At 69.8% G+C, this 20,050-nt stretch carries 20 protein-coding genes; 8 read left to right on the plus strand and 12 right to left on the minus strand.

Annotated elements, in window-relative coordinates:
• On the minus strand, positions 1–1,416 hold the full coding sequence (locus HH310_RS33630) for a pyridoxal-dependent decarboxylase (RefSeq protein WP_169179757.1): 1,416 nt from the start codon (positions 1,414–1,416) through the stop codon (positions 1–3).
• Between HH310_RS33630 and HH310_RS33635 the strand changes: the two genes are divergently transcribed.
• The 3 genes from HH310_RS33635 to HH310_RS33645 all read left to right on the plus strand — a co-directional run bounded on the left by HH310_RS33635 (position 1,415) and on the right by HH310_RS33645 (position 3,900).
• Complete coding sequence (locus HH310_RS33635) at positions 1,415–1,627, plus strand: hypothetical protein (RefSeq protein ID WP_211192949.1); 213 nt, start codon at positions 1,415–1,417, stop codon at positions 1,625–1,627. The genes HH310_RS33630 and HH310_RS33635 overlap by 2 nt on opposite strands.
• 1,157 nt (positions 1,628–2,784) lie before the next feature.
• Positions 2,785–3,381, plus strand: coding sequence for a DedA family protein (locus HH310_RS33640; RefSeq protein WP_312034501.1), 597 nt, complete (start codon positions 2,785–2,787; stop codon positions 3,379–3,381).
• A 63-nt stretch (positions 3,382–3,444) separates the two neighbouring features.
• Entirely contained in the window at positions 3,445–3,900 is a 456-nt protein-coding gene (locus HH310_RS33645) for a MaoC family dehydratase (RefSeq protein ID WP_169179758.1), read from the plus strand.
• Here the strand turns inward: HH310_RS33645 and HH310_RS33650 are convergent.
• From HH310_RS33650 to HH310_RS33675, 6 genes are read right to left on the minus strand one after another with little or no spacing between them, the layout of a single operon-like run.
• Positions 3,888–4,523: a bifunctional 2-polyprenyl-6-hydroxyphenol methylase/3-demethylubiquinol 3-O-methyltransferase UbiG gene (locus tag HH310_RS33650; protein WP_169179759.1), complete on the minus strand. Its 636-nt coding sequence runs from the start codon at positions 4,521–4,523 to the stop codon at positions 3,888–3,890. The two genes, HH310_RS33645 and HH310_RS33650, sit on opposite strands and share 13 nt — an antisense overlap.
• Before the next feature lie 27 nt (positions 4,524–4,550).
• Complete coding sequence (locus HH310_RS33655) at positions 4,551–5,363, minus strand: alpha/beta hydrolase (protein ID WP_169179760.1); 813 nt, start codon at positions 5,361–5,363, stop codon at positions 4,551–4,553.
• A gap of 10 nt (positions 5,364–5,373) precedes the next feature.
• On the minus strand, positions 5,374–6,600 hold the full coding sequence (locus HH310_RS33660; protein WP_169179761.1) for an MFS transporter: 1,227 nt from the start codon (positions 6,598–6,600) through the stop codon (positions 5,374–5,376).
• A 26-nt stretch (positions 6,601–6,626) separates the two neighbouring features.
• Entirely contained in the window at positions 6,627–7,406 is a 780-nt protein-coding gene (locus tag HH310_RS33665; protein ID WP_169179762.1) for an NAD(P)-dependent oxidoreductase, read from the minus strand.
• Positions 7,403–8,056: a GntR family transcriptional regulator gene (locus HH310_RS33670; protein WP_169179763.1), complete on the minus strand. Its 654-nt coding sequence runs from the start codon at positions 8,054–8,056 to the stop codon at positions 7,403–7,405. The genes HH310_RS33665 and HH310_RS33670 overlap by 4 nt, the downstream gene beginning before the upstream one ends.
• A 9-nt stretch (positions 8,057–8,065) precedes the next feature.
• Positions 8,066–8,788 carry a tyrosine-protein phosphatase gene (locus tag HH310_RS33675; RefSeq protein WP_169179764.1) on the minus strand — a complete coding sequence of 241 codons (723 nt, stop codon included), beginning with the start codon at positions 8,786–8,788 and terminating at the stop codon, positions 8,066–8,068.
• 40 nt (positions 8,789–8,828) lie between these two features.
• On the opposite strand from HH310_RS33675, the gene HH310_RS33680 reads away from it, so the two are divergent.
• Entirely contained in the window at positions 8,829–9,785 is a 957-nt protein-coding gene (locus HH310_RS33680) for a proline iminopeptidase-family hydrolase (protein ID WP_169179765.1), read from the plus strand.
• A gap of 47 nt (positions 9,786–9,832) precedes the next feature.
• On the opposite strand, the gene HH310_RS33685 is transcribed toward HH310_RS33680, so the two are convergent.
• Positions 9,833–10,051: a hypothetical protein gene (locus tag HH310_RS33685; protein WP_169179766.1), complete on the minus strand. Its 219-nt coding sequence runs from the start codon at positions 10,049–10,051 to the stop codon at positions 9,833–9,835.
• Between the two features lie 71 nt (positions 10,052–10,122).
• Between HH310_RS33685 and HH310_RS33690 the strand changes: the two genes are divergently transcribed.
• Entirely contained in the window at positions 10,123–12,075 is a 1,953-nt protein-coding gene (locus HH310_RS33690; RefSeq protein ID WP_312034504.1) for an ATP-binding protein, read from the plus strand.
• A 2-nt stretch (positions 12,076–12,077) separates the two neighbouring features.
• The gene (lhgO, locus tag HH310_RS33695; protein ID WP_169179767.1) at positions 12,078–13,274 is read left to right on the plus strand and encodes an L-2-hydroxyglutarate oxidase; all 1,197 of its coding nucleotides are present in this window, start codon (positions 12,078–12,080) and stop codon (positions 13,272–13,274) included.
• 651 nt (positions 13,275–13,925) lie between these two features.
• On the opposite strand, the gene HH310_RS33700 is transcribed toward lhgO, so the two are convergent.
• The 4 genes from HH310_RS33700 to HH310_RS33715 form a co-directional block, all read right to left on the minus strand.
• Complete coding sequence (locus HH310_RS33700; RefSeq protein ID WP_169179768.1) at positions 13,926–14,867, minus strand: class I mannose-6-phosphate isomerase; 942 nt, start codon at positions 14,865–14,867, stop codon at positions 13,926–13,928.
• A gap of 72 nt (positions 14,868–14,939) precedes the next feature.
• On the minus strand, positions 14,940–15,482 hold the full coding sequence (locus tag HH310_RS33705; RefSeq protein WP_169179769.1) for a GNAT family N-acetyltransferase: 543 nt from the start codon (positions 15,480–15,482) through the stop codon (positions 14,940–14,942).
• Between the two features lie 1,031 nt (positions 15,483–16,513).
• Positions 16,514–16,699: a hypothetical protein gene (locus tag HH310_RS33710; RefSeq protein WP_169179770.1), complete on the minus strand. Its 186-nt coding sequence runs from the start codon at positions 16,697–16,699 to the stop codon at positions 16,514–16,516.
• Between the two features lie 959 nt (positions 16,700–17,658).
• Positions 17,659–17,952 carry a hypothetical protein gene (locus tag HH310_RS33715; RefSeq protein WP_169179771.1) on the minus strand — a complete coding sequence of 98 codons (294 nt, stop codon included), beginning with the start codon at positions 17,950–17,952 and terminating at the stop codon, positions 17,659–17,661.
• A 61-nt stretch (positions 17,953–18,013) separates the two neighbouring features.
• On the opposite strand from HH310_RS33715, the gene HH310_RS33720 reads away from it, so the two are divergent.
• The gene (locus HH310_RS33720) at positions 18,014–19,048 is read left to right on the plus strand and encodes an aldo/keto reductase (protein ID WP_169179772.1); all 1,035 of its coding nucleotides are present in this window, start codon (positions 18,014–18,016) and stop codon (positions 19,046–19,048) included.
• 63 nt (positions 19,049–19,111) lie between these two features.
• Complete coding sequence (locus tag HH310_RS33725) at positions 19,112–20,032, plus strand: DUF5995 family protein (protein ID WP_169179773.1); 921 nt, start codon at positions 19,112–19,114, stop codon at positions 20,030–20,032.
• Positions 20,033–20,050 lie beyond the last annotated feature (18 nt).

Here is a 20,050-nt window from a genome sequence, read left to right on the forward strand (position 1 = left end):
TCAGACGGCCCGGCGCGTGAGCTCGCGGACCACCTCAACGAAGACGTCGATGTCGGATTCGGTGGTGCGCCAGTTGACGATCGCCGGCCGCAGCGCCACCCGCCCGTCGTACACGGTGGTCCCGGCGTACACCCGGCCGTCCTCGATCAACGCGGCGCCGATCCGCCGGTTGAGCTCGTCCAGAGCCTCCTCCGGCACGCCCGCGGGCCGCGCCCGGAAACAGACGATGCACAGCGGGACGTCGGCCAGGCGTTCCAGTTCCGGCGCCTCGTCCACCCGGCGGGCCAGGTGCTGCGCCAAATCCAGGTGGCGTTCCACCATCTGCCGATAACCATTGCGTCCGTACGCCGAGAGCGTCGCCCAGATGGGCAACGCGCGGGCGCGCCGCGACGACTCCGGCCCGTACAGCGCGTATCCACCGGACGGGTCACCGGGGCCGGGCAGATAGGCGGCACCCGGCATGCCGAATGCCGCACCGAGCCGCGCGGTGTCCTTCACCAGGGCGAACCCGCTCTCGTACGGGACGTTGAGCCATTTGTGCCCGTCGGCCGCGATGGAGTCGGCCCGGTCGATGCCGTCGGTCAGGTGCCGGGTGCGCGGCGACAACGCGGCGAACAGCCCGAACGCGCCGTCCACGTGCAGCCAGGCCCCGAACTCCTCGGCCAGGTCGGCCAGCTCGCCGATCGGGTCGAAGTCGCCCGCGTTGACCTCACCCGCGTTCCCGATGATCACCGCCGGGGCGTTCAGCTCGGCCAGCCGCCGCCGCATCGCCCCGACGTCGGCCCGGCCGTCCCCGTACACCTCCACCGAGTCCCGGCCGTGGCCCAGCATCTGCAGTGCCTTACGGGCGCTGGCGTGCACGTATCCGCCGGACAGCACCGGCATCCGCGGCATCCCGGTCAGCCCTTGACCGACTGTGTCCCGCCCGTGCCGCGCACCCCACCAGTGGGTGGCGCAGCCCAGCGAGGTGAAGTTGGCGAACGTCGCACTCGCCACCAGCGCGCCGCCCCAGCCCCGGGGCAGGCCGAACAGGTCGCGCAGCCAGTCCAGCACCACGGTCTCGGTCTCGTGCGCGAACGACGACGACACCCGGGCGAACGCGTTCTGGTCGAGCAGGCTCGCCGTCCAGTCCGCGGCCAGCGCCGCCGGGGTCACCCCGCCGGTGACGAAGTGAAAGAAGCGCGGCCCCGACGAGGTGGTCGCCGCCGCGGTGCCGACGCGCAGCAGCCGCTCGACCGTCTCAGCGCCGCCTGCGCCGTCGTCCGGGAGCGACCCGCCCAGCTCGGGCAGCAGTTTGGCGGCGGCGGGGTCCAGCACCGGCCGGTCCGCGAGGGACGCCAGGTAGGGCCCGGCGGCGGCGTGGACGCGGTCGAGCGCGGCGGCGGCGAGGGCGATCTCACCAATCGGGTCGGCCATGCCCGCAGCCTACGGAATCGAGGCCGGCCACGGGGTCCGGCGCGCGCCCGCCGGGCGCGCGGTGGCTGCGCCCGGCGGCCGCGCGGTGGCCGTGCCCGCCGGACGCGCGGTGGCCGTGCCCGCCGGCCGCGCGGTGGCCGTGCCCGCCGGACGCGCGGTGGCCGCGCCCACGAAACGGTGGCTCCGGGGCTTGCTGTCGGCCGGCTGCTGACGTCGCCGAGCCGCCGCCGCCAACCGCTGAGGCGGCGACGATCAACCGGTGCGCCGTGTCCGCTCCAGTGCGTCTCCTTCAGCGGGATATTTCCGACTGCGCCGATCGCCCGGGCACCGGCTAGGAGCCACTGCCGTCTCACCCGCCTCCTGGTGTCTCCTTCAGCTGGAAATTTCCAACTCTGCTGACCGTCCAGGCACCGGCTAATTAGGAGCCACTGCCGTCTCACCCGCCTCCTGGTGTCTCCTTCAGCTGGAAATTTCCAACTCTGCTGACCGTCCGGGCGGCGGCCGTGAGCAAGCGTCGCGCTCGCGTGTCTGCTTCAGGTGGATATTTCCGACTGCGTCAGCGGTCTCGGCGCCGGCTATGAGCGAGCCAGCGCGTCGCATTCGCTTCATGTGTCTGCTGTCACGAGATATTTCCGACTTGTCGGTCGTGCGGGCGGCGGGCGTGAGCTAGGGCGTCGCGTTCGCTTCGCGTGTCTGCTTCAGACGGATATTTCCGACTCCGCTGACTGGCCGGGCGGCGGGCAGGAATCGCTGCGCCACGTTCGCCCTGTGTGCCTCCATCAGTTGCAGTTGCAACCGCGACCGGGCCCGAGATTGCATCGAGACATTTCCGATTTTTCGCTTTTATCGCCTGGCTCGGATGCTGCGGTCTCGCACCCGTCGTCCGGAGGGTGGCCCCCCTTCCGCGACGCCGCGAGGAGGTGTCGAGCGATCGGATTTTCGAGACCTTGGAGAGTTCGGGTTCGTATGTGGGCGTAACTCTCCAAGGTCTCGAAATCGGTCCGAAAATAGTGGCCACAAAAGCCGCGATGTGGATAAAACGACCGTCCTCTTTGGGCGGTCGTCCATGATGCGGGCGTTCTCGTCCGGATGGTGAGAAGTCCCCTCATCGCGACGCCCGCCTGCCAAGCCGCGCGCAGCGAATGCCGTATCACCGCGGCGCGCGCAGCCAATGCCGTCTCACCCCGCCGCGCCCCCATGGGCCCAAAGCATGACTTATACGGTCTATCCGCCCACCACGCCACCCGCGTGAGATCGATCGCGTCCGCTTTACATGATCAACGGTGCGGGCCCGGGCGCGGACGGGGTGAATGTGATCCGGCCGCTAGTCATGGTCGGTGCCGCCGGGCTTGGCCTACGGTGTAGAGCGTGCTGGACACGCTGCTCTCCGTGGTTGATCGGTTCGGGTACGTCGGCGTTTCCGGCCTGGTCTTCGTGGAGAGCTTCGGCATCCCGGCGCCGGGGGAGACCGCCATCGTCGCGGGCGCGGCGGCCGCCGGCAGTGGGCACCTCAACGTGTTCGGGGTCGCCGCCGCCGCGTTTGTGGCCGCCGTCCTCGGTGACAGCATCGGCTGGCTGATCGGCCGGCGCGGCGGACGCCCGCTCGTGCACCGGTTCGGGCGGTATGTCCGGCTGACCCCGGCCCGGCTCGACAAGGTCGAGCAGTTCATGTCCCGCCAGGGGCCGAAGATCGTGGTCGTCGCCCGCTTCGTCGAGGGCTTACGCCAGTTCAACGGGATCGTGTCGGGCATGACCGGGATGCGGTTCCTGGTGTTCGTGACGTGCAACGCGATCGGCGCCGCGCTGTGGGTGTCCGTCTGGTCCGCGGCCGGGTACTTCGCGGGCGACCACCTCGACGCGATCACCGGCGCGATCAAACAATACCTGGTGGTGGCCGTCGCCGCGGCCGTGGTGGCCGTCATCGCGTACGTCTGGATGCGCCGCCACCGCCGCCGCCACACCTGATGTGCTTGACGCGCACATCGACCGATGCCTAACTTCGGGGTCGAACCGGCGAAGGGGCAGCGGATGGTCACGGTAAAGGGCATCGACGAACTGAGCGCCCTCGTCGGCGAGGAACTCGGCGCGAGCTCCTGGCTGGAAATCACGCAGGAGCGCGTTGACCAGTTCGCCGACTCGACCGGCGACCACCAGTGGATCCATGTGGACCCGGCACGCGCGGCGCAGGGCCCGTTCGGCGGCCCGATCGCCCACGGCTATCTCACGCTGTCGCTGGTGATCCCGTTGTTCGGCGAGATCCTCAAGGTCGACGGCGTCAAGATGGGCGTCAACTACGGCCTGGAGAAGGTGCGTTTCCCCAGCCCGGTCCGGGTCGGCTCGAAGATCCGGCTGGTCGCCCGGCTCGTGTCGATCGAGGAGTTACCGGAGGGCGCCGCCCAGGGCGTCTTCGACTTCACCATCGAGGTGGACGGCAGCGCGAAGCCGGCCTGCGTGGCGCGCCCGATCTACCGCTACTTCACCTGACGGGCCGATCCGCACACCCACGTCCACGCGTCGTCGTCGCGCGTCATCGTGCACTCCCAGCCCAGCCTGCGAAGGCGTACCACCAGGTCGCCGGGGTCGATGAAATTCTTGACCACGCGGAACGCCCGCCCGTCCCGCAGGTGCCGCTCGACCACCTCGTCCGAAATGTACGTCTCCTTCGCCCGCTCCGAGACCGGCTCGTCCACGAACAGCACCCGGCCGCCGCCGGCCAGCAGGCCGCCCAGCGCCGCCCAGAACTCGCCGAACCGGGCCGCCGGCACGTGCGACAGCCACGCCGAGAAGAAGATCGTGTCGAAGCGGACGCCGGGCCGGTAGGTGAACACGTCCGCCACCTCGAAGCGCACGTTCTCCGCGCGCACCCGGTCGCGGGCGATGGCCAGCGCTTCCGGGGCGGCATCGATCGCCGTCACCGAGTCGGCGGCCGCTGCCAGCGCGGACGTCCACATCCCGGTGCCACAGGCGATTTCCAGTACGCGTCCGGCAGGCCGCATCGCCCCGACTATCCGCGCGATACGCTCCGAGGCCGCGGCGACATCCCCAAACGCCGTCGCGTCGTACTCCCCGGCCCGCAGCCGGTAGTAGTGAAGCTGCTCATCGGTCACGTCCGCCGCCTCCGCACTCTGACCGGGCTAGACGCTCTTGAGTACGTCGTCGAGGAAGTCGGCGCCGGCCTCGATCAGGGCGCCGATGTCGTCGTGGCCGGTGAAGCAGTGACCGGCCCCGGCGACCGGCAGCAGATCGCACCGTACGCCCTGGGCCCGTAACGCCTCGGCCAGGCGCACGCTCTGCTCGAACGGGACCACGTCGTCGGCGGTGCCGTGCACGTTCAGGAACGGCGGTGTCCCCGGGTGCACGCGGTGCAGCGGGCTGGCCCACGCCGCGAAGTCGCGCCGCTCGGCGATCGGGCCGCCCAGCAGTAGCGCCGGCGCGGTCACCGGGTTCTCGTCGTCGCCTACGTCCAGCAGGTCGGTCGCGCCGTACCAGTTCACCACCGCCTGGATCGCCGTCTCCCCGTCGCCGGCCACCCCGGCCATCGCGGCGAGGTGACCGCCGGCCGACTCACCCAGCGTCGCGAACCGCCCGGCGTCGAGCCGCAGCTCGGTCGCGTGGTGCCGCAGCCACCGGATCGCGGACTGCACGTCGAGAAGCTGGGCCGGGTAGAGAGCCTCGCCGGACAGCCGGTAGTCGACGTCCGCGACGGCATAGCCGCGCGCGAGGAGCCGCGAATGGAACCCGGACGGCTCGACCGTGTCCGGCATCCACGTGCGGCTGCCCTCCAGCCACCCGCCGCCGTGGATCCACAGCACCACCGGGAACGGGCCGTCGCCCGGCGGCAGGTGCAGATCCAGGTGCAGGGGCCGGAAGCCGGCGGGCGCGGACACCGTGCAGTTGGCGTACGTGACGGTCGGACGGGGCGCGGGCACCGGTATGAATTCGATCACGGACGATACATTAGACCGCCGGTACGCGCTGCCGTCCGAACCGGGCCGCCGCCAGCGTGCCCGCGCACAGCGCCGTCGCGCTCAGCCCGAGCGACCAGTGCACCCCGACCAGGCCGCCGAACAACCCGACCGTGATGCCGCTGCCGAACCGCAACCCCATCGACGACATGCTGTACACGCCGATCACCCGGCCCCGATCCGCGGGCGGCGCGAGCAACTGCACCAGCGTCTGCCCGATCGACATCGACGCCAGGCTCGCCACCCCGCCAATCACCAGAAGCAGCAGCGCGAGCGGGTAATTCGGGCTCCAGGCGAACAGGGCGGTGCTCACGCCGTACACAAATGTGCTCGCGATCGCCGTCCCGACGGTGGCCGGCAGACGCCCGGTCGCCTCCAGCGCAATGCCGCCCAGCACGCCCCCGGCGCCATTCGCAAACAGCAATATCCCGTACGCCGCCCCGGCGCTGGAGGCCCCGAGATCCTGCGCGAAGATCGGCATCGCGGACTGCAGTGACGCCCCCACGAAGAACGAGCCCAGCCCGCCCAGCACGATCAGGCTGACCAGCGTGTGATCGGTGCGCACCTTGCGCAGAACGGCGAGCGACCCGACAATTCCCACCCGTTCTCTCGGTACGCCTCCGGACCGTACATGCCCGGTGAACCGCGTCCGGAACAGGAAAACGGTCAGCGGCAGGTAGAACGCGACGTTCGCGAAGATGCCCCAGGTGGGACCGAGCCCGAGCAGCAACGCCGACCCGACGACCGGCCCGAACAGCACCCCGAGACTCCGGAAGGTCGCATTGAGCCGCACCGCGCTGGGCAGATCGTCGTCGCCCACGAAATCGTGCAGCATCAACTGCTCGGCCGGACCCCACAACGACCCGGCGACGCCGTGCAGAACGAGCAGCACGCACGCCTCCCACACCCGCAACGTACCGGTCAGGAAAAGCACGCCCCAGGCCGCCGACACCGCCATGAACAACAGTTGCGCGACCTGAATGACCCGGCGGCAGTCGAACCGGTCGGCCAGGGACCCGAACCACACCGACAGCAACAGGAACGGCACCCAATGGCTGATGACCTGGAATCCGGCCAGCGCCGGCGAATGGAACTTCTCCCACAGCTGCCAGTACGTGATCACGTGCTCGATATTGTCGGCCATCATTGCCAGGCCGGTACCGACGAGATAGGGGCGGCAGTCCGGGTTGCGCAGCGCGGCGAACCGGCGCCCGGTCATGAGCTGATCTTCATGTCGCCGACACGTTAGGCGGTGCGGTGGTCCGCGCGCAAAGCAAGATCAGCAAGCCAGTCGCGGCTGGCCCCGGCGACCCGCGGCGCGACGCCCAGCTCGGTGAGCAGGTCCGCGGCCGCGGCCATCTCCTCGGTCCGCCGCACGGCGTGCGCGTGCGACCCGTCGACGAGGCGATCGAGGGTACCGGCGTCGCTGCGGGTCAGCTCGGCCCGGATATTGCCGGCGAGCCAGTCCTCCAGCCCCGCCGCGCGCGCCGCTTCGAGGGCCTCGATGACGGCGGCCGCGAGTCCTTTGTAGAACACGCTGCGCAGCAGCTTCCGGGTGGCCGCCTCACCCACGGACCCGTCCAAAACCTCGATCTCGGCCCCGTACGCCCTGAGGAGTGCGGCCGCGCGCCCCGCCGCCGGCCCGCTCATCGTCATCGGGGTCCGCAGCCCGCGCCCCGGCACCGGCGCCATCAGCGCCACGTCGACCACGTCGGCCCGCCCGCCCGCGGCGTCCCGCAACGCCGTCTTGAGCGCGGGGGAGGCGGTGTTGAGATCGGCCCAGATGGTTCCCGCCCGCAGCGCGGAAAGCGACTGCCGGAGCGCGTCGAGCGCGTCGTGCGCGCTGTTGACGCTGAGCACGAGCCCCGCGTCCCGGCAGGCGTCGGCATCGCTCGCCGCCGCCCGCACCCCGTCCGGCGCACCCAGCCGCGGATCGAACCCGGCAACCACCGCCCCGGCCGCGGCGAGCTCACCCGCGATGCGCCCACCCGCCTCCCCGAGCCCGAGCACAGCGATAACCGTCATGCCGGCCCGCCCAGCGACTCGATCGAGCGCAACGCGTCGATCACGCTCGCGATGTGTTCGCGCATGGCGTCCTCGGCCGCCTTCGGGTCGCGGCTGCGGATCGCCGCGACCACCCGCTCGTGCTGCGGCAGCGACACCTGCGGCCGGCCCGGCAGCAGCGACAGCGTGAACTGGTGGCGGACCAGCTGGCCGCGCAGCGTCTGCACGATCCGGTCGGCGGTCTGGTGGCCGGAGATCTCGCGGATCGTCGAGTGCAGCCGCTGGTTCAGATCGCTGTACTGCCGGTGCTCGCCGGCCTCGACCGCCTCCCGCATGCGAGCCGCGATCTCGGAGAGGTCGTCGGCCTGCGACGGCGTGACCCGCTCGGCGGCCCGCGCGGCGATCAGCCCTTCCACCACCATGCGCACCTCGGTGATCTCGACCGCCTCGTCGAGCGACACCTTGCGCACGTGCGCGCCCCGATTGCGTTCCATCCGCACCAGGCCCTCGGCGGCCAGGTCCTGCAGGACCGCGCGCACCGTGAACCGGCTGGCCGAGAACTCCTCGATCAGCTGGGCCTCGACCAGCCGTTCGCCGGGCAGGTAGTCACCGCGAAGGATCGCCTCCCGCAGATCGTCGCGGACGTGCCCCCGGTCGCGCTCTGTCGCCATCCGCGAAGCTTAACGTGGACCGTGACCAAAATTGTCAACAATCATCCGGTCGCGGACCGCGCCGACGTCCGCCGGGGTCAAGCCCGCGTCGCGCAGGCAGGCCGCTACGTCCACCTCCGACAGCAACGCGTGCAGCGCCGCCGCGATCGTCGTGCCGCGCGCCGCCAGCCGTTCGGCGACCGGATCGTCGTCGCGCTCGAAATGGCGGCGCAGCCTTTCCCCGCTGAGCGCGTAGTCCTCGATGATGGCCGCCGGCGTCACCCCGGCCAGCGCGAGCAGCAGCAACGCGATCAGCCCGGTGCGGTCGCGGCCGATCCCGCAATGAATGACAACCGCGCCCGCCCCGGCCCGCGCCACCGCCCGCACCGCCGCGGCACAGCGATCCGCCTTGCGTTCCAGGAAAGGCCGGTAATAGAGCGGCGTCCCGTCGATGTCGTCGTCGGTGACCCGATACCAGAACGCCGTATCCGCGTTGTCGTCCACCGGCGCGTGCACCACGGTGATCCCGGCGGGCCGGGCGATATCCGGGGACCTTTCGTCGTCCTCGCGCAGATCGACAACCGTCCGTACGCCGTACGCGGAAAGGGAATTCCATCCCGCGGGCGTGAGCCGATCGAGACTGTCGGCCCGCACGACCGACCGCCACCGGGTCGCCCCGCCGCCCGTCAGCGGCAGCCCGCCGAGATCGCGCACGTTGCGGCAACCAGCCCATTCGAGATGCCGTTCAGCCATCGACCCGCCTAGGCTCATCCGGGGGAGAGGGGGAAAGGCAATGTTATCGATCAGCGACTATCTGGACTACTCCGGGCGCGACGACGCCCTCAGCGGCGGCGCCCGCAAAATCCCGATCACCACCCCCACCGGCACGTACGGCGTGTGGGTCAAGCGGATCGGCAACAACCCCCGGCTGCGGGTGCTGCTGCTGCACGGCGGCCCGGGCGCGACCCACGAGTACCTGGAGGCGTGCGACAGTTTCCTGCCCGCCGCCGGCATCGAGTATTACTACTACGACCAGCTCGGTTCCGGGTTCAGCGACCAGCCGGACGAGCCGTCGCTGTGGGAGCTGGACCGGTTCGTCGACGAGGTGGAGCAGGTCCGGGTGGCGCTCGGGCTGGGCCGCGACGACTTCGTGCTCTACGGCCAGTCGTGGGGCGGGCTGCTCGCCCTCGAATACGCGTTGACCTACCAGCGGCACCTGCGCGGGCTGGTCATCTCGAACATGGTGTCCAGCGCCGCTGCGTACGGGAAATATGCCCTTGAGGTGTTGATGCCGCGCATGGATCAGGGTGCGCTCGCCGAGATCGTGGCGTTCGAGGAGAAGGGCGACACCGGCGATCCGCGTTACATGGAACTGCTGATGGAGCAGCATTACGTGCACCACATTCTGCGGATGCCCGCGGATCAATGGCCGGAGCCGGTGGTCCGCGGATTCGCGCACATCAATCCGGCGATCTACGTGCCGATGCAGGGCCCCAGCGAGCTCGGACTCGCGAAGGACGCGAAACTGGCCGGTTGGGAACGCACCGAGCGGCTCGGCGAGATCGACGTGCCCACGCTGGTGATCGGCGCGCGGCACGACTCGATGGACCCGGCGTACATGGAGATGATGGCCGGCCGCCTGCCGCAGGGCCGCTACCTGTTCTGCCCGGACGGCAGCCACCTCGCGATGTACGACGATCAGCGGGTCTACTTCACCGGGCTGATCGACTTCCTGGAAAGCCTGCCATGACGCGATTCGACGTACGGGCGATCGGCGAGCTGCGCGACGAGTAGGGCCTATCGGCGCGGCGATCCCCGCCAGGCCTGGGCCACGCACGCCAGCAGCAGGAGATCGAGCAACGCCATTACCATGGTGGCCACCCACGTCGGGGCGGGCCGCAGGGCGACCATGCCGAGGATCGCGCACAACAGCAGGCACAGCGCCGCGGCCAGGATGTAGTCGTTGATCGGCGTCCGCTGGGACCGCCGCAGGTGTCGCGTCACGAGTCCGCGCATCCAGACCTCCGCCCCTCGGTCCGACAAGTCTTACCCAGCGTGGCCGGGCGCGACACCCTCAGCATTTGCGGGTGCCGTCCGAATGGACGAACGTGCCGGATCAGCTCTACCTGCTCGGCAACCTGGTGATCATGATCAGTTACGCCGGGATCATGGTGGCGATCATCGTGCCCGTCACCCGGGCCGGTCAGCTGCGTACCAACCATCTCGCGCTGACCACCGGCCTCATCTTCTTCAGCTGCGCCGTGGGCCACGGCCTGCACGCGATCCTGGCCTGGCGCACCCTCACCTCGGCGCACCCCGGCGGTCACGTCACCGGCATCGGCTGGTCCTGGGTGCTGGCCTCGTGGGATCTGACCACCGCGGGCATCGGTGTCTACTACTGGTCGCTGCGCCGGCACTACGGCGTGCTGCTGGGCAAGGGGTCGATCTACGTGTCGCCGGGGGAGAAGCACCGGCTGGACGAGGCCGACGCCCGCGAACGCGCCGCCCGTGACACGCTCTCCGCGGTGGCCGAGCACACCGAGACGGCCATCATCGGTGTCACCCTCGACGGCGTCGTCACCGCGTGGAACGGCGGCGCCGAGCACCTGTTCGGCTACCGCGCCGACGAGGCGATCGGCCGGCCGGTGTCGATGTTCACCGACGACTCGGGTGCGGACGAGCAGCGCGCGATCCTGGAACGCATCCAGAGCGGCGAACGCGGCGTGTTCTACGAGACGCAACGCGTGCACAAGGACGGCTCGCCGCTGGAGGTCGCGCTCAACGTCGCCGGCATCAAGGACAGCACCGGCCGGGTCACCGGCGTGTCGGTGGTGGCCCGCGACATCAGCGCCGCCAAGGAGGCCGCCGAACGGCAACGGGCGCTCGAGGAACGCACGCACCAGGCGCAGCGCATGGAAAGCCTCGGCAAGCTCGCCGGCGGTGTCGCGCACGACTTCAACAACATCCTCGCGATCATCGTCAACTACACGGAGTTCGCGGCGGAGGAGACCCGCGATCCCTCCGTACGCGATGACCTCGCGCACGTGCGTACGGCCGCCGATCGCGCCATGAACCTGACCCGGCAGCTGCTCACCTTCACCCGCGGCGACACGATCCAGCCGCGCGAGATCGACCTGAACGCATCGATCGCCGAGGTACGCGCGATGCTGGAGCGCACGATCGGCGAGGACATCACCCTGTTCGCGAACCCGGCCGCCCAGCCCGCCGTGGTGCTGGCCGACCCGGGCCAGATCCACCAGGTGCTGCTCAACCTCGCGATCAACGCGCGCGACGCGATGCCGGCCGGCGGCACCCTGGTCATCGAGGCCGACCTGGTCGACCTGGCCGGCGCCGAGGTCAGCGTGGAACCGGCGGTCCCGCCCGGCCGCTACGCCCGGCTGCGGGTCAGCGACACCGGCGAGGGCATGGCGCCGGAGGTGGCCGAGCACATCTTCGAGCCGTTCTACACGACCAAGCCGCAGGGCAAGGGCACCGGTCTGGGGCTGGCCACCGTCTACGGCATCGTCACCGAGGCCGGCGGCGGCATCGACGTGTTCTCCGAACCGGGCGTCGGCACCACGTTCCGCATCGTGTTGCCGCTGGCCGGCGCGCTCCGCGAGGCGGCACCCGCCGTCGCTCCGCTTCCCTCGCCGCCGTCCGGGGAGGGCCGCACCGTCCTGGTCGTCGAGGACGAGACCGCGCTGGCCCGGGTGGTCACCCGCATCCTGACCACCGGTGGCTGGCACGTGCTCGCCGCCGCGCACGGCCCGGAGGCCCTCGCCCTGCTCGACGGCAAGGACTGCGACCTTCTCCTCACCGACGTGATCATGCCGGAGATGTCCGGCCCGCGACTCGCCGAGCTGATCCACGAACGCCGGCCCGGCCTGCCCGTGGTCTACATGTCCGGCTACAGCAACGGCCTGCTCGGCAGCACCCGGGTGCTGGATCGGGACACCCCGTTCCTGGAAAAGCCGTTCACCGCCGACGACCTGTTACGCAAGGTGCACGAGGCGGTCACGGAGGCCACGTTAAGGTATTGACCATGGCGGATCAGGTGGTCGGCGTCGTGGGGGCCGGAATTGTCGGGCTGGCCATCGCGCGGGAGTTGACGAGGCGGATGCCCGGCGCGCGCGTCGTCGTCGTGGACAAGGAGGCACGGGTCGCCGCGCACCAGACCGGCCACAACTCCGGGGTCGTGCACGCGGGCATCTACTACCGGCCGGGCAGCCTCAAGGCCGAGCTGTGCACCCGCGGCCGGGCGCTGTTGCGGGAGTATTGTCAGGAGCGCGAGATCCCGTACGAGGAATGCGGCAAGCTCGTCGTCGCCGTCCGCCGTGACGAGCTGGGCCGGCTGGAGGCCCTGGCGAGCCGCGCCGGCGAGAACACGGTGCCCGGCCTGCGCCGCGTCGGCCCCGGCGAGATCAAGGACATCGAGCCGTACGCCACCGGCCTGTCCGCATTGTGGTCACCGAAAACCGCGATCACCGACTATGTACGCGTCGCCGAGTCCTTCGCTCGCGATGTGACCGAGGCCGGGGGCGAGGTGCTGTTGCGTTTCCCGGTGGATCGGGTGACGCCGTCGGCGGGTGGGCGGCTGGACATCGGTTCCGGTTCGCAGTCCCTTTCGGTGGATCGCCTGGTGGTCTGCGCCGGCATCCAGAGCGACCTGGTCGCGGGCCTCGCGGGCGACGTCGCCACGCCGCGGATCATCCCGTTCCGCGGCGAGTACATGTTAATAAATCCCGATAAGTCGGACATGGTGCGCGGGTTGATCTATCCGGTGCCCGACCCGCGCTACCCGTTCCTGGGGGTCCACTTCACCCGCCGCGTGGACGGCACCGTCGAGGTCGGACCCAACGCCGTGCTCGCCACCGCCCGCGAAGGTTACCGCCGGGGCAATGTGAACCTGCGCGAGCTGGCCGGCATCGCGTCGTACCCGGGAATGTGGCGGATGGCCGCGAGGCACTGGCGTACCGGCGTACGGGAGATGTATGGGTCGGTGTCCAAGCGCGCTTATATGCGGGCGGCGCGCCGTTATGTGCCGGAGATCGGCCCGGGGGATGTGGTGCGGGCCGGTTCGGGGGTGCGGGCGCAGGCGCTGGACCGGAACGGGGCGCTGGTGGACGACTTCCGTATCCATCAGTTGGGCGCGGTGACGGCCGTGCGGAATGCGCCGTCCCCGGCGGCGACGTCGAGCCTCGCTATTGCTGAGCATGTGGCGGACGCGTTGAACGCCTAGACGGGTAAGTCCTGAGCCGAGTCAGTGGCCGTGGCCGAGTCAGCACAACGGCAACCGGACGTGGCCCGCCGTCGCCTGCAGTCCGAGCTGACTTCAGTGGCCGTAGGCGAGTCAGTGATCTGATCGCCGTCAGTCCGTCAGCCCCGCCATCGCCGTCCCGCATATCCGATATTTCCTGATATTTGTTGGATCGGCTGGGCCGCTGGACGGGCCGGCTCGCCGCGCGGCCGCGCGGCGCTTCCATTCCGTGAGACGGGCGTCCGCCTGCTGAGAGGCTTTCGCACGCTTCGACGGTGGGGGGCCGACGGCCCGCGCCCGCATCATGGACTCACTGCCCGCGATGTGGGAGTAACGTCCATTGTAGAGAGTGCTTTTGTCACGTAACGAGGCTTTCGCCCGGCGGGTTTTTCCGGCCGAATGTGAACCTTGGAGAGTTATGGTTCGGAAGTATGCGGGCGCAACTCTCCAAGGTTCACAAAAATCAACGATGTGACCGCAGTGTCCACATAGCCCACATAGCGCGTCGGGTGCGGGCCGCAGCGGGTGGCCCCTGATCACGCTGGGCCGCCCCACGCTCGCGAGCTGACCCGCGGATCAGCCGAGGACGACGCCGGATCCGGCGACCCGCAGCGGCTCCCCGGGACGGATCGTTCAGCGGCCCGCCAGCCGGATCGCTTCGACGTCGCCGTCGAGGCGGAGCGGGCCCGAGGCGTACGGGATGAGCAGGGTGTTGCCCTTGCGCACCGTCACGTCGTCACTGTTGCCACGCAGCGTGCCCTCGCCTTCGGTCACGATCAGTACGCTGAAGCCGCTCACGGTGGCGCCGCCGTGCAGCGGCTCCGCCGTGAAGAACTCGTCCGCGGCCGCCGGGAGCAGGCCGTCCGTGCCGCGCAGGCCGTCGAGCCGCGCGGCGTCCCAGGCGCTGCGGTCCACGCACTGCAACGCGACGTCGTAACCGAGCCCCAGATCGCCGCCTTCGAGCCCGAACCGTTCGTATTCGAGCATCACCGAAAAGTCGGTAGGCTCCTGCACCTCGACCAGCAGAATCCCGTCACCGATCGCGTGCGGCACCCCCGCCGGGCACAGGATCGCGTCACCGGCCGTGACCGGAATGCGGTTCGTCGCCGACAGCAGCGCGCCGACGTCCTGCGAGTCGACCCACCCGGCCAGCTCGCCCGCGCTGACGTCGCGCGCGAAGCCGAGATGCACATACGCGCCGGGCCGCGCTTCGACGATCATCCACGCTTCAGTCTTCCCGTACGCCGAAGCGAGATGGCTGGCCGCGAACCCCCTGTCCGGATGCACATGCACCGGCAACCGCTCCCCGGCGTCAAGCAGCTTGACCAGCACCCCGGTCTCGGCACGGCCGGGCCCCAGCCAGTACGCCCGATCCGCGTCGATCGCGTCGGCCAGCACCCGCCCGTCCGGCAGCGTGGTCAGCCCCGACGGCCCCAGCCCGAACCGCGGCGTCACCGACCCGACCCAGTCCTCCGGCCGGTCCGCTAATCCGTCACCGCCACGAAACGCGGCGATCCGCCCCGCTCCGCGGTAGAAGGTCTCAGGCTGGTTCGCCGGCAGCGCTACAACGGTCATGATCTAATGCATACCCGTTTTCCCGGCTTGTTTCACCGAGCCCGCGCACGTCGGCGATTCGGGTCGCGCGGGTCACGTTGCCGGTTTCCGGAGCTCGGTAACGATGTCGGTCCCGGTCTCTCCGGGGGCCTGCGGTTCCCGCTCGATCCGGCGCACCTCGGCAAAGCCGTTCTTGCGCGCGACCGCCGCCGACCCCGCGTTCGACGCGTCAAACCGGATCGCCACCCGCTCGATCTCCGGCAGGGTGAGCGCCACCCGGGTGATCTCCCGAACCGCGGCGGTCATGTACCCCCGCCCGGCGTACGCGCTGCGCATCCAGTAGCCGACCTCCATGATCCCGGGCCCCATCCGAGTCATCAGCCCAACCGACCCGACAAGCTGCCCGTCATCGTCGAAGATCCCGTAGTTGAACTCGGTGCCCTCGGCCCAGTTCTTGGACGACGTCTCCAGGAAGGCGCGCGACGCCTCCTCGTCGTAGGCCTCACTGGCCCACGGCATGTACTGCATCAGCTCCGGCAGCGACTCCCGCACGGCCGCAGCGGCCTCCGCGGCCCACACCGGCTCCCAGCGCCTCAGCACCAGCCCATCACCATTGATCACCTCAGGCGGTTCCATGGCGCAGAGCTTGGCCCGCCCCACGGCCCGACGCAAACTCTTTCGCGCCCGCCCGGACATCCCAAACGGCTCGCTTGTCGCAGGCCTGCCGAATGTCGCAATCGGTCAGAGCTCGGCCCGGCCACCCGAAGCGCCGACATTCGGTCGGGCCCCGGCTTGCCCGATACGTCGGCATGTCAGGTCACCGCGTTCGTCACCGACTTCATGGTCACCCCGCACTGGCGGCACGGCTGCCACTAAACCGACCCGCCCGGTGGCGCGCCCGCCGCCACCGGGCGCGTCATGCGGCACGCCGAGGGCTCCGCTACGCCTGGCCCGGCCCGCAGGTGGTGCGCCTGCCCCCGGGCGCCCGCGATGTCGCCGATTCGGCACCGCCCGGCGGACCGAACCGAAACGCCAGCGATTCGCCAGGCGTGGGGTGCCGACGCAGGCACCCACCAAGCTCAGCCAGGGGCCCTCGGGGCCCTCGGCAATCCGTGACGCCCGGCGCTTGCTGGTGTGTAGCCCGTGCGGCTTCCAGGAGATGTTCGGCGCCGATCTCTGCGAAGACTCGATGACGGGTGTCCCCGTGGGCCGAGTCAAGTGTGGTGGCCGATCGCGACCGTCGGGGCGGCGGCGCGCATCGGCGATCCCCGGTGGCGCTCGCTGCCCATCATCGATCGGGCATTCCCGCGCCGGGCCTGCGACCGCGCGCCGGGTAGGACCCGCTGGCCGGGCATCAGCCGCGAGCCTGGTGTCGCTCGCGGTGGGTGCGTCGTTCGTCGGGCGCGCGGCTTTCGCTCGCTGGGTGTCGCCGGCTGCCTGCGGGTCATCTGACGGCTGAGTGTCGCTCGTTGAGCGTGGGTCGTTCGTCGGGCGTGCGGCTTTCGCCCGCTGGGTGTCGTCCGCTGCCTGCGGGTCATCTGACGGCTGCGTGTCGCTCGTTGAGCGTGGGTCGTTCGTCGGGCGCGCGTGACCGGCCTGACGAGTGTCGCCGGCTGCCTGCGGGTCATCCGTCAGCGGAGTGTCGTCCGCTGTCCATGGGCCATCCGTCATCCGCGCGTCACTCGCCGGCCGGGCGGCACCCGCTGACGCGCCGCGGCCGGGTCGCGCACCACCTGCATGATGCCCGGCTGGCGCTGATCCGTCGCCCGGCTCGGGCGCACCACCCGCCGGGGCGGCCGCAGACTGGTCGGACCGACGCGGTTCAACGGGCGGGCCGGAGCGTCGGTCGGCACGGGCGGGTTCCGGCCGGGGCGGGCGCGGCATCGGAGGCGATGGGTGCGGTTGTGGACTGTCGGGTGGCTTGGAATTCTGCTCGCGCGTGGCGGAGTTTCGTAGTCTGCGCAATTTCGCGGCGTGTCTCTGCTGCAAACCCCACGCGCGATGACGCTCGTGTTCGCGGCGGACTTCGTCACGCTCGGGAGAATAGTTTCGTGACCGCGTCCGATCACGCATCTGCGCCAACTCTGCCGAAGTGAAGAACTGTAACTGCCGCACCAGAGAATTCTCGCACACCCCGCGCATGATCGCCTTACCAGAAAATCAATCGATCATGCCAAACAAAATTGCTGACGAGCGTATATCGCGCTATGGTTCAGGCGGGTCGGTCGCGGCGGGCTCTGCTGTGGAGGGTCACGAGGCAAGTGGCGGAGCCGAGCAGCTTCCGTCCGCTGCCTTTGCTCGGCGAAACTTGTCGGGCACCTCGGCCGGTCGACGGTCACGTCGTGTGGCCGCTCGGCTGGCGCACCATAGGAAACGGCTACTAGGCCGCTGTCAGCGCCACGTAATGCTGCGAGGGGCGTCGGCCGCGTTGCGGCGGTCAGCGCCATTCGACGCCGCGAGGGGTGTCGCCACGTCGCGGCGGTCAGCGCCATTCGACGCGGCAAGGGGTGCGGGCCACGACGTGGCGGTCAGTGCCACGTGACGCCGCAAGCGGTGTCGACCACGACGTGGCGGTCAGCGCCATTCGACGCCGCAAGCGGTCCAGGCCACCACGCGGCGGTCAGCGCCATTCGACGCGGCAAGGGGTGCGGGCCACGACGTGGCGGTCAGTGCCACGTGACGCCGCAAGCGGTGTCGACCACGACGTGGCGCTCAGCGCCACCCGACGCCGCAAGCGGTCCAGGCCACCACGCGGCGACCAGCGCCACCCCACCCCGCATGCGGTCCCGGCCACGAAAACCCCACCCCCTCCTCACCCATGCGCACGGATCTGCAACACCAAATGCGACACCAAAACAACCATGAACGCCCCACTCAACCCGACATACACCACCCCGGTCGCCCCCTCCCACCCCTTCGGGACCAGCTCCTCGGACACCGCCAGCCGCACCAACCCCGACAAGCCCAGACACACCACACCGACCCCCCACATGCGCGGCCGGTGCAGCGGGCGTCCGAACAACCGGGCCTGCGGCCCCCGCACGAACGCCACCACGGCCAGCACGATCGCCGCCACGCACAACCCCGCCAGCAGAACACTCATCACGGCCGACACTGTAGCGACATCCCTTGACCTGGAGCGCACTCCAGGTCATAACGTCGCATTCATGCAGATGATCGAACTGGGACGCACCGGCACGCGGATCAGCCAGATGGCGCTGGGTGCGATGCAAATGGGAAACGCCACCGACGAGGCCGATTCCACCTACATGCTGGACCGCTTTCTGGACGCGGGTGGATCCTTCATCGACACGGCCGACGCGTACGAATGGTGGGCGCAACGGGACAGCCGCGGCGGCCACAGCGAGGAACTTCTCGGCCGATGGATGCGCAATCGGGGCAACCGGGACCGCGTCTTTCTCGCGACAAAGGGAAGTGCCTTACCGGAATATTCACCGCACTTATGGGCCGCCGACGGAACAGCGAATTGGGACCTGGCCCGCCGCACCTTCGCCGGGGCCGGGGCGAAAACCCTCACCGACGCGCTGACCGGCAGCCTGCGCCGGCTCGGCACCGACCACGTCGACCTTTACTACATTCACGTCGACGACCCCCGTACGCCGCTGGAAGAGACCCTCGAGACACTGGCCGGCTTCGTGCGCGACGGCAAGGTCCGCTACCTGGGCTGGTCGAACGTGCGAACCTGGCGCCTGGAACGCATCCGGCAATTGTGCCTGCGCCACGGCTGGCCGCTGCCGGTCGCCGTGCAGCAGGAACATTCGTACCTGCGGGCGCGCGCCGGCGACACCAACGTCGCGGTGGCGGGGGTCGAGATGCTCGACTACCTGCGGGCCAACGGCGATCAGACGCTGGTCGCGTACTCACCGATCCTCAAGGGAATCTACGACGCGCCGGCAAAAAACCATCACATCATGCACACGTACGCCGGCCCGGACACTGACGCCCGCCTGGCCGCCGTGGCGCGGGTGGCCGCCGAGACGGGTGCCACCCCGGGCCAGGTGGTCCTCGCCTGGCTGATGCAGCAGAGCGCGCCCCGCGTCGTCCCGCTGATCGGCCCCCGTACCAGGCAGCAGTTCGACCTGGCCCTGTCCGCGGTCGACGTGAAGCTCGGCGCCGAGCAGCTCACTTTCCTGGGAGACGCTTCACACAAACCCAAAGAGGGCAAGCCGGGTGTGAGCTAATTCGCGGACGGGTTCTTGACAAGCGCATAGTCAAAATGGGTCCCGGACACGAGTCTTGCTCGCATGACTTCGTTCGATCGTGGCCTGTCGCGTAACAGCGCTGAGCACCTACGCAGCAAGCGGCTCGAGCTGTCCACCCTGGAGATCCCCGAGGGGCGCGGCTGGGCGCCCATGAAACAGAAGGTCGCCGAGACCCTCACCGGGACGCCGGAGCGGATCGGTGGTGTGATCGACCGGCTGGTGTCGGTTCAGTCGATCATGGATGCGTTGCCGCCGAGCCCGTTGCAGAACCGTGTCTCGGCCTTCAACCAGCTGTACCTGAAGATCACGCGCCGGGTGGACGGCGCGCTGGCCACGGCAACGTCGCCGGGGTTCCTGGAGCTGCTCGACATCGAGTTCGCGAAACGCTACTTCGCCGCGCTGACCCTGTGGAACGACGACAACCCGGACACCCCCGACGTGTGGGAGGTCCTGTTCAAGCGAGCCGGCGACATGGAGCTCAGCCGCCTCATGGCCGCCGTGCTCGGGGTCAACGCGCACATCAACCACGACCTCTCGCTGGCGCTGATCAGCACCTGGGAGAAGGTCGGCGTGCCCGGCGAGGACGACCCGATCCACCCCGACTATCTGCTGGTCAACGACATCTTCTACGAGGAGATCCCGATCCTGCGGCAGAGCTTCTCGGACCAGTGGCAGCTCGACCTCGACCACATGGTCGGCGGGCTGGACGACTGGAGCCAGCGGATCCTGGTGCGGGTGACCCGGGCGCACGCCTGGGAGCAGGGCCTCGACCTGTGGAAGCTGAAGGACAACCCGAAGGACTTCGAGCAGGCGCGCTTCACCATGGACCGGGCGGCCTCGCTGCTGGCCGAGTTCGCGATCGGCGGCGACCGCCTGATCAACGACGCCGGCGACGCCTGGGACCGCCTGCGCCGGGTGTTCGACGGCGACGACGACGCCGAGAAGGACACCGGCAAGCAATAGACAGCGGGCGTGGCCGAT

The sequence above is a fragment of the Actinoplanes sp. TBRC 11911 genome (assembly GCF_012933445.1).
In the GTDB taxonomy this organism is placed as follows: Bacteria; Actinomycetota; Actinomycetes; order Mycobacteriales; family Micromonosporaceae; genus Actinoplanes.

Coding starts and splice junctions, on each gene's coding strand:
- HH310_RS33725 (WP_169179773.1), top strand. CDS start 19,112: ATGACTTCGTTCGATCGTGGCCTGTCGCGTAACAGCGCTGAGCACCTA.
- HH310_RS33665 (WP_169179762.1), bottom strand. CDS start 7,406: ATGACGGTTATCGCTGTGCTCGGGCTCGGGGAGGCGGGTGGGCGCATC.
- HH310_RS33685 (WP_169179766.1), bottom strand. CDS start 10,051: ATGCGCGGACTCGTGACGCGACACCTGCGGCGGTCCCAGCGGACGCCG.
- HH310_RS33720 (WP_169179772.1), top strand. CDS start 18,014: ATGCAGATGATCGAACTGGGACGCACCGGCACGCGGATCAGCCAGATG.
- HH310_RS33660 (WP_169179761.1), bottom strand. CDS start 6,600: ATGACCGGGCGCCGGTTCGCCGCGCTGCGCAACCCGGACTGCCGCCCC.
- HH310_RS33645 (WP_169179758.1), top strand. CDS start 3,445: ATGGTCACGGTAAAGGGCATCGACGAACTGAGCGCCCTCGTCGGCGAG.
- HH310_RS33670 (WP_169179763.1), bottom strand. CDS start 8,056: ATGGCGACAGAGCGCGACCGGGGGCACGTCCGCGACGATCTGCGGGAG.
- HH310_RS33680 (WP_169179765.1), top strand. CDS start 8,829: ATGTTATCGATCAGCGACTATCTGGACTACTCCGGGCGCGACGACGCC.
- lhgO (WP_169179767.1), top strand. CDS start 12,078: ATGGCGGATCAGGTGGTCGGCGTCGTGGGGGCCGGAATTGTCGGGCTG.
- HH310_RS33700 (WP_169179768.1), bottom strand. CDS start 14,867: ATGACCGTTGTAGCGCTGCCGGCGAACCAGCCTGAGACCTTCTACCGC.
- HH310_RS33635 (WP_211192949.1), top strand. CDS start 1,415: ATGCCCGCAGCCTACGGAATCGAGGCCGGCCACGGGGTCCGGCGCGCG.
- HH310_RS33705 (WP_169179769.1), bottom strand. CDS start 15,482: ATGGAACCGCCTGAGGTGATCAATGGTGATGGGCTGGTGCTGAGGCGC.
- HH310_RS33675 (WP_169179764.1), bottom strand. CDS start 8,788: ATGGCTGAACGGCATCTCGAATGGGCTGGTTGCCGCAACGTGCGCGAT.
- HH310_RS33630 (WP_169179757.1), bottom strand. CDS start 1,416: ATGGCCGACCCGATTGGTGAGATCGCCCTCGCCGCCGCCGCGCTCGAC.